Source organism: Magnetospirillum moscoviense (assembly GCF_001650635.1).
GTDB classification, from domain to species: Bacteria; Pseudomonadota; Alphaproteobacteria; order Rhodospirillales; family Magnetospirillaceae; genus Magnetospirillum; species Magnetospirillum moscoviense.
In genome coordinates, this window is the sequence record NZ_LWQU01000130.1 from 75,307 (window position 1) to 88,754 (window position 13,448).

At 65.2% G+C, this 13,448-nt stretch carries 14 protein-coding genes; 7 read left to right on the forward strand and 7 right to left on the reverse strand.

The features are described from left to right. Positions 1-53 precede the first annotated feature (53 nt). Positions 54-872, reverse strand: a complete 819-nt coding sequence (locus tag A6A05_RS08430) for a tail fiber protein (protein ID WP_172822227.1) — start codon at positions 870-872, stop codon at positions 54-56. A gap of 220 nt (positions 873-1,092) precedes the next feature. On the opposite strand from A6A05_RS08430, the gene A6A05_RS08435 reads away from it, so the two are divergent. After that, a complete protein-coding gene (locus A6A05_RS08435) occupies positions 1,093-1,395 on the forward strand; it encodes a hypothetical protein (RefSeq protein ID WP_156520959.1) in 303 nt (100 codons plus the stop codon). A gap of 7 nt (positions 1,396-1,402) precedes the next feature. Here the strand turns inward: A6A05_RS08435 and A6A05_RS08440 are convergent, their stop codons facing one another. From A6A05_RS08440 to A6A05_RS08450, 3 genes are read right to left on the reverse strand one after another with little or no spacing between them, the layout of a single operon-like run. Further along, the gene (locus A6A05_RS08440) at positions 1,403-2,743 is read right to left on the reverse strand and encodes a tetratricopeptide repeat protein (protein ID WP_068499374.1); all 1,341 of its coding nucleotides are present in this window, start codon (positions 2,741-2,743) and stop codon (positions 1,403-1,405) included. After that, a complete protein-coding gene (locus A6A05_RS08445; RefSeq protein ID WP_156520960.1) occupies positions 2,740-3,924 on the reverse strand; it encodes a hypothetical protein in 1,185 nt (394 codons plus the stop codon). Before A6A05_RS08445 ends, A6A05_RS08440 begins: the two co-directional genes overlap by 4 nt. Beyond that, positions 3,921-4,514 carry a hypothetical protein gene (locus A6A05_RS08450; RefSeq protein ID WP_068499376.1) on the reverse strand — a complete coding sequence of 198 codons (594 nt, stop codon included), beginning with the start codon at positions 4,512-4,514 and terminating at the stop codon, positions 3,921-3,923. The genes A6A05_RS08445 and A6A05_RS08450 overlap by 4 nt, the downstream gene beginning before the upstream one ends. Positions 4,515-4,728: 214 nt before the next feature. On the opposite strand from A6A05_RS08450, the gene A6A05_RS08455 reads away from it, so the two are divergent. Continuing rightward, positions 4,729-7,563 (forward strand): DUF2135 domain-containing protein, encoded by a 2,835-nt coding sequence (locus A6A05_RS08455; protein WP_082910802.1) that lies wholly within the window; start codon positions 4,729-4,731, stop codon positions 7,561-7,563. Positions 7,564-7,614: 51 nt separating this feature from the next. Here the strand turns inward: A6A05_RS08455 and A6A05_RS08460 are convergent, their stop codons facing one another. Genes A6A05_RS08460 through A6A05_RS08470 form a run of 3 tightly spaced genes read right to left on the reverse strand, consistent with a single transcriptional unit; the run spans position 7,615 to position 10,332 of the window. Continuing rightward, positions 7,615-8,355: a hypothetical protein gene (locus A6A05_RS08460; RefSeq protein ID WP_156520961.1), complete on the reverse strand. Its 741-nt coding sequence runs from the start codon at positions 8,353-8,355 to the stop codon at positions 7,615-7,617. Positions 8,356-8,392: 37 nt separating this feature from the next. Further along, on the reverse strand, positions 8,393-8,884 hold the full coding sequence (locus A6A05_RS08465; protein WP_156520962.1) for a hypothetical protein: 492 nt from the start codon (positions 8,882-8,884) through the stop codon (positions 8,393-8,395). Then, positions 8,881-10,332, reverse strand: coding sequence for a DUF6531 domain-containing protein (locus A6A05_RS08470; protein WP_068499379.1), 1,452 nt, complete (start codon positions 10,330-10,332; stop codon positions 8,881-8,883). The genes A6A05_RS08465 and A6A05_RS08470 overlap by 4 nt, the downstream gene beginning before the upstream one ends. A 316-nt stretch (positions 10,333-10,648) precedes the next feature. Here A6A05_RS08470 and A6A05_RS08475 point away from each other — a divergent pair, with 316 nt between their 5' ends. Genes A6A05_RS08475 through A6A05_RS08495 form a run of 5 tightly spaced genes read left to right on the forward strand, consistent with a single transcriptional unit; the run spans position 10,649 to position 13,440 of the window. Beyond that, a complete protein-coding gene (locus A6A05_RS08475; RefSeq protein ID WP_068499383.1) occupies positions 10,649-11,797 on the forward strand; it encodes a radical SAM protein in 1,149 nt (382 codons plus the stop codon). Continuing rightward, complete coding sequence (gene pal, locus A6A05_RS08480) at positions 11,790-12,290, forward strand: peptidoglycan-associated lipoprotein Pal (RefSeq protein ID WP_068499385.1); 501 nt, start codon at positions 11,790-11,792, stop codon at positions 12,288-12,290. Before A6A05_RS08475 ends, pal (A6A05_RS08480) begins: the two co-directional genes overlap by 8 nt. A gap of 9 nt (positions 12,291-12,299) precedes the next feature. Beyond that, complete coding sequence (gene pal / locus A6A05_RS08485; protein WP_425411939.1) at positions 12,300-12,809, forward strand: peptidoglycan-associated lipoprotein Pal; 510 nt, start codon at positions 12,300-12,302, stop codon at positions 12,807-12,809. Between the two features lie 11 nt (positions 12,810-12,820). Beyond that, positions 12,821-13,138, forward strand: coding sequence for an OmpA family protein (locus tag A6A05_RS08490; RefSeq protein ID WP_156520963.1), 318 nt, complete (start codon positions 12,821-12,823; stop codon positions 13,136-13,138). Next, the gene (locus A6A05_RS08495) at positions 13,135-13,440 is read left to right on the forward strand and encodes a hypothetical protein (RefSeq protein ID WP_068499389.1); all 306 of its coding nucleotides are present in this window, start codon (positions 13,135-13,137) and stop codon (positions 13,438-13,440) included. The genes A6A05_RS08490 and A6A05_RS08495 overlap by 4 nt, the downstream gene beginning before the upstream one ends. The last annotated feature ends 8 nt before the right edge of the window (positions 13,441-13,448 follow it).

Here is a 13,448-nt window from a genome sequence, read left to right on the forward strand (position 1 = left end):
CAAGAACCCGATCCGCGGACAAGAATGCACCATCAAATGCCGGAACTAAACACCTAAGGATAGCAGGTGGCCATGAACATCAGACCGTCATGGACCTTGACCCATTCCCGCCTGACCGCCAGCTTCCTGGTCTCGGGGTGGGTCCAGGTGTATTGCGCCCAGCCGCCGGCCGGAGATTGAGTGGCGGACTTGATCATCTCCTCGACGACGAGAAGGCCATTGACGTCCTTCAGTTTGACCATCTCTGGGTTATCCACCAGCCGGAAATTCGGATGAACCTTGAAGAGGCCGTCCTTGGTGGCAACCGCACCGACTTGCGGGGCGTTGAACCAATCGGAATCCCGTCTCATGAAGTCTGCGAAGGCAAGGTCGCGCCCGACCCGCTGATAATGGGCGATCATCTTATCGACCTGCAATTGGGCGTCCTGGCAGGCGCCGGTGACCGGCGATCCCGCCGGGACGGCATTGGACTGGGCCGATGGAGTGACGGTTGCCGGTGGAGATGTGGTCGATCTCGCCGCGGTTTCGCCCCGGGGCGGATAAAGTCCTTGGACGGCGATGCAGACCGACAGGTACTGGCCGCCAGCCGACTTTTGCTCGCGCATGTCGGGCAGCGCGAAGGTCGACGAGCCGTTCCCGCCGAATCGTGACCCCAGCAGGGAATACAAGGCTTGGTGGGAGGAGATCGGCACTGTGCGCCCATCCGCCGGCAAATAGCCTTCCGGGCAATAGGTTCCAGCGAAACTGCAGATTTCCCCGATATACGGCTCCGGGCCGCAGGCCCGTGCTGGACTGGGCAGAAGAAAGCCGCCGGCCAGCACAACAAGGCCGGCAAGGCGGACAATAACGCCCTTGGTCTTCAATGCCGCCACCGTCAATCCCCCCTACCCCGCTGATGACACCAATCTAGCCCATCCCCGCCCCGCCCAGAAGAGCGAATGGAGCGAACCAGGTCCTGGTCGGTCCGCCCGATTTGCACGTTCGGCGATCCGGGAAAGACAGGGTAACATTCCGATTGGGCTTGCCGACGGGGGGCTGATCCAAACAGCCGCCCGCACGCCCCGACAAATTTCAATGGAAGGCGGAATGGGCATGACCCAGCGACAATTGACCATCGCCGTGAACAAAATTCTACGTGAAGAGGCGCGCTATGCGACCGGGCTGGAGAAAGGTGGCGATTTCGGCCGGGCCAAACTGGCCCATGCCGCCATCGAGGAGATCAAGCGTGCGGTCAGGATGGCTGCCGGTGCCGACGACGATTCCTATGCCGGCGCCTTGCGCGCAGCCCTGATCGAGCGCCGCGCCGAATATCGCCAGGACTGGAACGACGAGGACGGCGTCGGCACCTCGACCTTCTCCCGCGTGCTCGACTTGGTCGATGAGGATGGCGCGTGACGAAGGATCAAAAATCATCGGGAAGATCAAGGTCGTCCTTATAGCTCAGACAGCGCTTGTTGTAGCGATCGACCATGTCGTTATAGGCCTTGACCTGCCTTTTGTGATCGTCGATGGCGGCGTTCACCTCGCCCCTCAGCTTGTCCCGATCGGGGGCAAGGTCGAACGCCCGGAGCGTGGGAGTCTGATATCTCTGGCTGGTCTCTTGCTGTTGCTCGACCAGTCTGTTGAGGTTCTTCAGACGCTCCTTGTCGCTGTCGATGTCGTTCCTGAGCTGCTTGTACGACGCTTTCTGCCTGGCCATGGCGTCCACCAACTTCTGGCAGACTTCTATTTCCCGCTCTTCTCGCGCCTGCGCGGCCAGCCGGTCCTGCTCTTCCTTCAGCGCATTGGCCCGCCGGACCTCGTCCGCCTTGCGCCGGTCCTCGGCCTTGGCGGCCAGGACTTTTCCGACCGCCTCGTACTGGGACCGGCCGACCAAATCCTCGAGAAAGGCGGCGATTTCTGGCTTCTTGAGCCATTCCGCCATGTCGGACAGGTCGCCCAGTAGGTCCGGGCTGGCCAGGTCCATCCGCGCCAGATCCTTCAACGCGCCGCGCAGAGCGGCGCCATCGGTGCCGCGGGCAAGGGTTCGGGCGCGCTGGACGTAAATGTCCGGATAGGTGGGATCGGCAGCCTCGGCCTGTTCCAGCCGACGCAGCGGCTCGTCGCCGGAAAGGCCGCGCGCGGCCCCGACATGGTCCTGAGCGATGGTGCGAAGCGTCGGGGCGATCTTGTGCAGTTCGGCCTGGGCCAACTCGGCCTCGGCCCCGCCCGGCAGGGCGGCAATCAGCTGCCGCAGGACGCGGCCGGCATCGACGGGCGTCTTCAGGCGATTGGCATAAAGATCGGCCGCCTTCAGCCCAAGGTCCGGGCGGGCCCGCCCGGCCGCCCAGGCCCGCTCGTAGGCAAGCGCCGCCTTACCGATCAATCCGTCGGCCAGGGCGGCCGAAGCGGTCTTTTCGGCCTCCGCCTCGGTCTTGCGGATCGTCACCAGATCGCCCAGCTTTTCCGCGGCGACGCGCCCGCTTTCGGGGGCCAGGGCCAGGGCCTTGGCGGCGGCGACCTGGGCCTCTTCGAAACGACCAAGGCCCATCAGCGCCATGCCTTGATAGTAATGGCCCTTGAAGCCCGCCGGGTCGAGCTTGACCGCTTCGGCCGACGCGGCCAGGGCGCCCTCGACGCCGCCCCCTTCCAGAAGAAGGCGGGCCTGGGCGATCAACCCGTCATAATCGGCCGCGCCAGCATCGCCGCAGGCCACCATTAGGGCGAACAGGGCAGCGCGCAGAACCTTGCCGGGGCGGATCATGGAATGGCTCTGGCGCCGACGGGAGGGGCGTAGCTGGTCAGATAGTGCGGGCTGGCGCTGAAGCGGTCGATGAAGACGCGGACATTGGGAAGCACGGCGACCTCGTGTTTCGGGTTGTGATCGCCCATGCGGTAGAAACCGCCCAACCCGCCCAACCCCACATCCGGGATCGGAGAAGCGTTGGCCCTGGACGCGATGAAGTGGGAAATCTCGCCGGAATGGATATAGCCGTTAAGCTCGTTCCTTTCGGAATTGGCGGTCGCGGTGGCCCGCGCGCGGTCCTTCTCGTTGGCGAGACGGCGCCGGTCCCGCCGCTCGTCCAGTTCGGCCCGCATGGTCTTCCAGCTGTCCCAATCCCGGTTCAGTTCCTCGTCCTTGCGTTTGTCCTTGTTCCAAACTCTCTCGGACGAGATTTTGCGGAGCTGGCTGTCGATTTCCTCCAGCCGCGCCTTGTGGGCGACCTCGTCATCGTGATCGGCCAGGGCGAGCAGTTCGTATTCGAAGGTGACGGCCGTCCGCCATAGTCTTAGCCCGTGTTCAAGCTGATCCAGCGCCTCGTCGCGCTCGGCGATGGTCTGGGCCAGCTTGCTCCGCACCGCGTCGAGCTCGCGACGAAGCCGGTCGATGGGGGCTTGCAATTCCCGCTCCTTGGCCTCGATTTCTTCGGGCGTGGGCTGAACGATGCGCTGCCCCGGATGCGGGAAGGTCTCGCCCTTGGCGTGGATTTCCGAGCGCGTCAATCCGCACCCCGAGCAGAACAGCCCGCTGCGATATTCCTCCAACTTGATGTCCCTCTCGGCCATCAGGTCGGCGAGCTGGCGTTCAAGATCGGCCTTTCTCTGGGTCAGACGCTTGACCTCGGCGATCAGCCGAATGGCCTCGGAGGCGAGGCCCGCCATGGAGGCGACCACCGAGCTCGCCATCGAGCGGGCATAGCCCGGCGACGAGCGTTTGGGCCGCGCCTCGCCGTCGCCGGCCGTGGCGGATGGCAAGGTGGCCCTGACCCGGCTGCCGTCCAGCAGATCGTCGGGGGCCGCCCCCTTCGGCGCCTGGCCGCCCTTACCCAGTTTGGCGGGGTCGAGAAGATCGGATTGGGCCGCCGCCGGACCCAGCCGGGCAAAGGCGATCCCGCCGGTCAGCCAGGCCATCACCCGGCGACGATCGGCCCGACCGTCCATCATGAACCGGCTATACGGATCATCCGAACGCCCTCCCAATCATCGGGCTGGCGTTCCAGAATCGGCGCCAGATCCTCGTAGAAGGCAAGAATCTGCTCGCGGGACAAGGGCTTCGGCGCGTTCCACCGATCGGCGCCGTCGCGCTTGAAACCGTGGGTGGACAGCAGTCCGGCACATTGGGCGTCGCACTGCCCTTTGGGGCCGATATACCACGTCACCTCGCCGGACGGGGCGACACGCACGGGAACGTAGGTGGTGGCTTCCCCGGGCTTCTTCTCCACCGGCGTGCCGTTCTCGATGGCGTCGGTGGCCTGGAAGATGAAGAAACCGGGCGTCCTCAACGCCACGAATCCGCCGATCAAGGTGACGGGACCGCTGTCATCGGGCTCGAAATGGAACTCGACATGATCGGGCCGATTGACGATGGATGCGAGCCTTGGGGTGCTCTCGTTGACGGCATAGCGACCGTCCGCCAACGCCTGGGAATACTCGCCGGCGGCGAAATGCCGCGTACCGCTTTCCAGGACGAGAGGCGTGCAGCCCGCCAAACAGAGAAGCAGCAGGGCAAAGCTTTGGCGCCAGCGCGTGATCATGGGAATTTCCAATCGCAAGGATTCCTGCGCAAACCGCGCCATCACAAGCACGGTATCTGGAATTTACGGCGCAGATTAGGCGAAATCCAGGATTTTGCGGGGCGGGTGCTCCTTCCCCTCGCCCTTGGTTTAATCTACGCTGACGGTTCCAGGTGGCCATCAAGGCGGTTCTCGGGGTGGGGGCGCGGCAGACCTGGATCATTGGGGGGGCAATATGCGCACATGGGTTACGGGCATCGTGCTTGCTTTGACGGTGCTGTCCCAGCCCGTCGCCGCGCAAATGCAGACTCCGATCATCAGGGCGACCTCGGGCAAAGAGCCCATCGAGGTTTGCGGCATCTGGATCAAACCCCGCATCTATGCCCGCGTCGTCGTCACCGAGACCGAAATCTGCCTGGAAAATCCCAATTCCACCCCGCTGGAAGGCGCGCTGAGCTTTCCTTTGCGCGAGAACCAGACCATCACCAGCTTCTGGCTGTCGCCGGCGGCGGAAGGAGGCCCGGTGCTGCAGGCGGTGCCGGTGCCCAAGGCCAAGGGGACCTCGGTCTTCGAAGCGATCGAACGGGTCGCGGCCGACCCCGCCTTGATGGAAAAGGCCGAGGGGAACATCTATTCCCTGCGGGTCTATCCCCTGCTGCCGAAGATCAAGCGGGTAGTGACCTTCGTCACCACCGAACCGGTGATGCCCGACGCCAAGGGTGTGAACCGGTTCGATCCGACCCTGGCCTTCGCCGACATCCGGGGCGTCAAGAACACCGTGCTGTCGGTCGAGGGCGGCACGACCGGCATTCCCAACGGGGTGGTTCAATTCGCCCCCAAGTACAAGAGCACGGGCTTCGTGCGCCCCTCGGCGACCGGCATCCAGTTTTCCGGGTTCCTGCCGCTGGATAAACGGCGCGACGGGCTTGGCATCACTTGGACCGCGCCCGGTGGCGATTCCGTCATCGGCTCGTGGTTCGAGCGGCATTCGTACTTCTATGCGGACGTCCCGGTCGCCGGGGGCTCGGTGCCCCGCCCCGCCCCGGCCGCATTGGCGCTGGTGTGGGACGCCTCGGGCTCGGGCGCCGCGCGCGACCATGACCGCGAATTCGCCCTGCTCGACGCCTATTTCCGCAAGCTGGGCACGACCGAGGTGACGTTGGTGGTCGCCCGCGACCAGGCCGAGACGCCCCGGCAATTCACCATCGCCAACGGCGATTGGTCGGCCCTGCGCGCGGTTCTCGAAACCGTTGCCTATGACGGCGCCACCAACCCGTCCGCCTGGTCGCTGCCCGAGGGATTGACCGGCGACAAGACCCCGGCGCTGCTGTTCTCGGACGGTCTGGCCAATTGGGGGGCGCCGCAGCCGCGCGTCGCGGCGCCGCTGTTCGCGATCAATGCCTCGTCCCAGGCCGATGCCGGCCGCCTGCGTCACCTGGCCGAGACCTCGAAGGGCCAGTATCTCGACCTGATGGCGCTGTCGACCGGGCAGGCCCTGGCCGATCTGACCACCATCCGGCCCCGCCTTTCCGCCCTTAGCGGTGAAGGCGTCGACAATCTGGTCGCCGGCTCGATCTACCCGGAATCCGGCCGGCTGGTCCTGGCCGGCCGGGTGACCGGACCAAAGGCCGTGGTGACGGTCGAGACCATCGACGGGGCCGGCAAGACCAGCCGCAGGACGCTTGCGGTCCCGATGGACGAGGACCGCAACTCGGACGGATTCGCCGCCAAGCGCTGGGCCGATCTGCGGATCGCCCAACTGAAGAGCGACGGCAACCGCAATCGCGCCGAAATCCTGAGCCTGGGCGAGACCTTCGGCGTGATCTCGGACGAGACCTCGCTGTTGGCTTTGGAACGGCTGGAGGATTTCCTTCGCTACGACGTCATGCCGCCGCCGGGTAACATGCGGGCCGAGTTCCTGGCCCGGAGACAGCCGAGCCGCCTGGACCCAAAGGCCGACAGCCAGCAAGTCGAGAATTTGGTGCGACGCTTCGACGCCCTGGCCGACTGGTGGAACCGCGACTTCCCCAAGGGGGAAAAGCCCAAACCCAAGCCCGAACCGGAATCACGGGACCGAGCGGTCTCTGCCGCCCCGGCCCCAGTCGCCGCCATGTCCGCCAGGCCGTCGTCGGGCGGAACCGGGCCCAGCTCGGCCAAGGGCCCCGAGATCGAGATCCGCCTGAAAAAGTGGGTTCCCAACGCCCCCTATCTGCGCAGCATCAAGGATGCGCCCGCCGATCAGCGCTATGGCGCCTATCTGGCCCAGCGCCCGGCCTATGCCAACAGCACCGCCTTCTACATCGATGCCGCCGACATCTTCTTCGAAGCGGGACAAGAGGATCTGGCGGTGCGGATCTTGTCCAACGTCGGCGAACTGGGCTGGAGCAACCGGTCGCTGCTGCGCATCCTGGCCTATCGCCTGATGCAGGCCGGAAAGGCCGACCTGGCCTTGACAGCGCTGACCCGCGTCCGCGACCTGGCTCCGGACGAGCCGCAATCGTGGCGCGACCTGGGGCTGGCCAATGCCGCCGCCGGAAACCCGCAAGAGGCGGTCAATTTCCTGTGGCATGTCGCGTCCCACCGCTGGGACAGCCGCTTCTCCGACATCGACCTGATCTCGCTGGGCGAGATGAACGCCATGGCCGCCCGCGCCAAGACCTTGGACCTGTCGAAGGTCGAGCCCCGGCTGCTGCGCAACCTGCCGGTCGATATGCGGGTGGTGCTGACCTGGGACACCGACAATTCCGACATGGATTTGTGGGTCATCGATCCGAACGGCGAGCGGGCCTTTTACGGCAACCGCCTGACCTATCAGGGCGGGCACATGTCGCGGGACTTCACCGGCGGCCTTGGCCCCGAGGAATTCATGCTGAAACGGGCAAAGCCCGGAACCTACGAGGTCAAGGCCCACTTCTATGGCCATCGCCAGCAGATCCTGTCGCCCTACACCACCTTGATGCTGAAATTCACCACCGGCTTCGGCACTGACGAGCAAAAGGATCAGGACGTGGTGCTGCGGTTGTCGGGCCGGGGCGAAGAGGTCATGGTCGGTACGTTCGAGGTCAAGTAACCGCCCGACGCCGATCCGGGCCGCCACGTCCTCGGGCGGCCAGGATTGCCGTCAGCATTTTGGGGTCGGCATGACGTCGAGTTCCAGCGTCACCGTGTCGGGGAACAATTGCCAGCCGTCGCGCTTCTGGATGAAGACGATGCGTGTGCGCTGCCCCTGGGCCGAGGCCCAGAACAGGCCGTCCCCGTCGCGGGGTTCGGGCGGGCGGGACGGCAGCCATTTTCCCTCGCCGCCATAGGGGAGATGTTGCGCCTCGGCCACCTCCCAGCGATAGCCTTCGGGCAGGGGAATCTTCAGGCGGATCTGGAAGGTGCGATACTCGGCGACGCTGCCGGTGAATGTCGGCCCCTCGACGGTGAGCGTCGGCGGCGGCTCGGGCGGTTTGACCGTGACCGAGACCGGCACATCCTGGGGCTCGCCCCGCTTCGGGACGTAGCGCACCGGTATCTTGGTGTCGCCTTCCGTCCTGCCCTGGACAGTGATCGTCAACCGGCCGTCGGTGAAGGGCTGGGCCGACCAGCCGGCAATCGCGTCCCCGCCCTGCCCGGCGCTGTCCCAGCGGTCACCCGGTTCAAAGGGGGGAAGCCGGAAGAAGCCGGATTCGCCCGCATGCAGCGAGCCGTCGACATACCAGCGAAGCCAGCGTTCGCCGGTCGCGGTATTGGTGACGAGGAGCGGCCGGATCGCATGGCCATGGCCCAGATCCTTCGGGCCGCCGCCGCAGGCCCAGGCCGGCCCCGCGATCACGCCAAGCCCGAAGAGGGCAAGAAAGCTCCAGCTTGTCCGCACCATGATCGCTTCACTCCTATCTCTGTCGGCGGATCGCCATTCAGCGCAGCGGCGCCAGCCGATCCTGCCATTCCCGCTCGGAAATCGTGGCGGCATGCGCCGGAAAGGCCGGAATCAGGTCGAACTCCAGCCGGCTGTCGCCGTCGCGCCACGATCGCAGCGCCAGGACGGGGACGCGCAGCAAGCGGGCGGAATGGGGCAGCAAGATGGCGCCCGAGACGATCACCCTTCCATCCACTTCCAGCGCGAAGCATTGGTCCCACAGACCGGCCTTCGAACCGGTGGCGTCGTCGTCTGTGCCCAGCGCGACCTGCCCGTCCCGCCAGCGCACCACGGCCCGCGAGGTCAACCGGCGCGCCGCCGTGGAATGGGCGCCCAACGCCGTGGCGGCGTGGGCGGGACAATCGGACAGGCTTGCCGGCGATGACGGGGGCACGATCCACAAACGCGCCTCGGAGGCCCGGGCGGCTTGGGGCGAAAGCAGTACCGCCCCGACGATGGCCAGGAATGAAAGGAAAGAACGCCTCATCATGGCGCGATCTTCAAATTGGCCGGCTTGACCAGTTCCAGCAGATTCTGGAAGGTCCGCGTCACCTTGAGCGCCATGGCCGCCCCTCCATCGCTTTGGACACTGGTGATCTCGCCCTTGCCGTCATACACCACATCGATGGTTCCCCCGCCTTTCAAACGGATGCGGGTGGGCTGGGAATCCCGGTTGTAGGTAAAGGACAACTGCGTCCCCTTCTCGGTGATCCAGGCGATCCGCCCTTGCGGGTCATGGCCCAGAGACACCTTGCGCCCCTCGCTGTTGGCGGCGCCATTCAGATTGCCCTGGGCGTCGTAGGTAAAGCGCGACCAGGAATGCCGGCCATCGGCCATGCGATCGATCCGCGCGACTTTCCCCGTCTGGGGATCATAGGCGATGTCGATGGCCTCGGCTGGCGTTTCCTTGTGGACGAGGCGGCCGGCCCGATCATAGCGAAAGCCGGCGCCCAGCCCATTGTCTTCCCGGATGGTCGCCACCAGCCCAAGGTCGTTGTACTCGGTATCCTGGGTGCGCCCGTCCCGTTCCCGAAGCTCGCGCCACCTAACGCTCTGGCCGGACGAATCGGCGCGGTAAAGCCGGATGGTGCGGTCAAGGATAAGGCCGTGGCGACCGGCATCCTCGGTCTCCTCCCACGATTCGGTCCACCCCTCGCCGTCACGGCGGCCGAAGCGGCGGACCCCGCCGTTCTCATCCAAGCGGGCCAGATTGCCGGCTTCATAGCGTGCCGTGACCTTGCCGCCGCCTGGCGCTTCCACCGCAGTCAACACGCCATCTTCGCCATAGGTGTAGCGATGCTCGCCGCCGTCGGGATCGATGGCGGCGATCATGCGGCCCTCGCCGTCGAAGCGGTAACGCGCCTCGCGGCCGACATCGTCACCGATGCGGACGATGCGCCCATCCGCGTCATAGGAAAGGGTCATGACCCGGCCGAAATTGTCCTCGATCCTGACGACGCGCCCTTGCTCGCGGTGAAGCGATACCCAATTGCCGTTGGAATCGGCGACGCGCAGCAATCGCCCATCGGTATCGAACCGCTCGCTGCGGCCGTCGGCCATGTGGCGCTCGAACCCGCCGGGATTTGCCGTGATCGACTGGACACCGCAGCCTCTCGCCTCCCACCGCCCGGCGTTTCCCGGGACCGGAACGAACAGCGTGGTCGCGGCGCATCCGCTCTCATGGGTCATCAAGCTCCCGTCGGCCTGTTTTTCGACGCGGGTTTCGTAGCGGCTGGACCAGCCGCGACCGAACAGGCCAGAATCCCTGGAATCCGAGCGGTAGACCCGTTCGAGGCTCGGTTCAAGCCCACCGGGAAAGGCGATATCCGTCTCGGTGATTCGAAGATTGCGGTCGCAGACTGAAAGTTCGGCCATGGCCGGGGCCGCTTGCAAAGACAACGCGATCAGGGAGGCAGCGGCAAGCAGAGGACGTTTCATGATGGGCTCCTTGTGTCGGAGGCAACGATTCCAGCTTCCGAACCAGGCCAATCATGCGTGCGCATTATGACGCCAATAGGGCACCTTCCAGCGATTATACATCCCGATTACTTGCGGATCACCCCCTGATTTGGGCAAATTTGCGGCAATCAATAATAACTCCAATCACGCTTCACGAAGCGCAACTGATAACGCACCTGAAATAAATTGATTCCAGGTCAAAGCGCGTATTAAATTCTACGGATGCCATCGTTTCGACAATATCGAACAGAAAAATATCATCGTCGAACATATGGCTTGGGGAGGGGCGGATTTCATGGACAACCTTGCCAGGGATTTACCTGGGGCCAAGGGTGCGGACGCTGACGAAGCCGCCCTCGTCGCCCGGCTCGAGCGTTTCATCGATAACAAGGCACAGCTGGCGAGCGAACATCCCCTGCGCTACCTGTTCTGGGAATCCACGCTTCGCTGCAATCTTGCCTGCCGCCATTGCGGCAGCGATTGCTTGCGCGACAACTCGACCCGCGACCGCGAACTGGCGCCCGATGCGGTCAAGCGTCAGTTGACCGCCATCGCCGACCGCTACGACCCGCGCTCGATCACCTTCGCCATCATCGGCGGCGAGCCGCTGATGCGCCACGACATCGAAGAGGTCGGCGCCTTCGCCGCCGGTCTGGGATATTCCTGGGGCATCACCACCAACGCCATGCTGCTGGATGCCGATCGCCTGGCCTCGGTGAAGGCGGCGGGCCTGTCCACCATCTCGGTCAGCCTCGACGGCCTGGAAGCCGAGCACGATTCCCTGCGTCAGCATCCGGGCGCCTTTCGCCGGGTCTCGGACGCCCTGGCCCGGCTGGTCGCCGATCCGTTCACCCGCGCCTTCGATGTCATCTGCTGCGTCAGCACCCTCAATATCGACCGGCTTGCCCCCTTCGTCGATCATCTCGCCCGCTTGGGCGTGCCGCAGGTGCGCTTCACCCCGGTCTTCTCGCGCGGGCGGGCCGGGCGTCAGTCGGGGCTGATGCTGTCGGGCGACCAGTACCGGCAATTGCTGGCCTTCGTCGCCGAATCCCGCCAAAGCCGCCGCGACATCGTCGTCACCTTGTCCGAGGAAGGCTATTGGGGGCCGAACTGGGAATGCCGCGTCCGCGACGCCATGCATTATTGCGGATCGGGTACGGTGATCGCCTCGATCCTGCATGACGGCGGCGTCATCGGCTGCCCCAGCGTGTCGCGCCGCTTCACCGAGGGCAACATCAAGGATGCCGATTTCCTGACGCTGTGGGACGCGGGATTCGGGCGCTATCGCGCCGACCGCCGCGCCACCGCACCGGAACGCTGCGGCAGCTGCGATCACTGGGATCTGTGCGAGGGCGGCGGCTTCCACCTGTTCGATCCGGAAGATCCCGGCTCGGCCCATTGCGGCCTGAACAAGATCGGGGAATCGGGGGTGTGCCATGACTGACAGCCGACGCGACTTCCTTTTGCGCTTCGCCGCCACCGCGCTGGCGGCCGGCACCGCCGGGTGCCAGTCGGCGCCCGAGCATTCCGAGCTCTTCGGCGACAAAATCACCCCCCATGTGGTCTATGGCGTACCGCCCAATCCGCTCGGGGATTTCGTCAGCAGCGTCGGCGACAAGGTATATTTCGACACCGACCGCTCGCTGCTGCGCGCCGATTCCAAGGCGATCTTGGACCGCCAAGCGGAGTGGGCACGGCGCAATCCTGCCTTCACATTCACCGTCGAGGGCCATGCCGACGAGCGCGGCACCCGCGAGTACAATCTGGCCTTGGCCGAAAAACGCGCCCAGACCGTCAAGATGTATCTGGCCGCCAGGGGCGTCGATCACAAACGCATCACGGTGGTTTCGTATGGCAAGGAACGCCCCGCCGCCCTTGGTTCCAACGAAGCGGCCTGGGCGCAGAACCGCCGCGCCGTCACCATCCCCCATCCATAGGAGAGGCCCGTGTCCGACACCCGCCGCGACTTCTTGATGCGTTTCGCCGCCGCCGCCCTGGCGACCACCGGCGCCGGCTGCGAGATGGCCGAAAAGACCGAGCCCCAACACCATGTCGTCTATGGCGCACCGCCGCCTCGCCCGTCATCGGCGCTCACCCCCGGATCGGTCGAGGATTTCGTCGCCAACGCAGGCGACCGCGTCTTCTTCGATGTGGACAAGGCCAGCCTGCGTGCCGACGCCAAGGCGACCTTGGGCAAGCAGGCCGCCTGGCTGAAGAGATACAGCGTTTACACCCTGACCATCGAAGGCCATGCCGACGAGCGCGGCACCCGCGAATACAATCTGGCCCTGGGCAGCCAGCGGGCCGAGGCCATCAAGGCCTTTCTGGTTGCCAGCGGTGTCTCCTCCCATCGCATCAAGACCGTCTCTTACGGCAAGGAACGCCCGGTCGCCCTTGGCTCGAACGAAGCCGCCTGGAGCCAGAACCGCCGCGGCACGACCGCTCTGGACCGATAAGGGACCTGACCGTGACCGACAGCCGACGCACCTTCCTTCAGCGTTTTTCCGTCACGGCCGTCGCCATGGGATCCTGCGGCGCGGCCGGGCTGCTGGTGGGCTGCGTCTATGGCCCGCCGCCGCCCCCGGACCGGCACGAATCCCCGTTCGCCCAGGACCTCGAGGCGTACCAGGCCAGTGTGGGAAGCCATCTGCCCTTCGGCCTCGACAGCATCGTGCTGGCGGGTGAACCCAAGGCCCAATTGGACCGTCAGATCGCCTGGCTGAAGGCGCACCCCGTCTTCGATGTCCGGGTCGAGGTTCTGCCAAGGCTGCGATCGCACCCATGAAGCGGATCATCAATGGCCGGATCTACGACACGGCCTCGGCAATCCCGGTGATGCGTTACGGTTACGCCAATGCCCGTGGACAGCTTGTCGATGCCACCTTTTACCAGGGCACGGGGCTGACGCTGTTCATCCTTCACCTCGATCCCGATGACCAGCCCTTGCTGGAACCGGTGACCGCCGCCGAGATCCACGCCATCGTCACCAGCAAGAGCGGCCGCTTTCGTGACGTGACGATCATGCACGAAGCGATCATCGCCCAGTTGATTGAAGACGCCATCGCGGTGCAAGGGGGGCTGGCATGAGCCACATC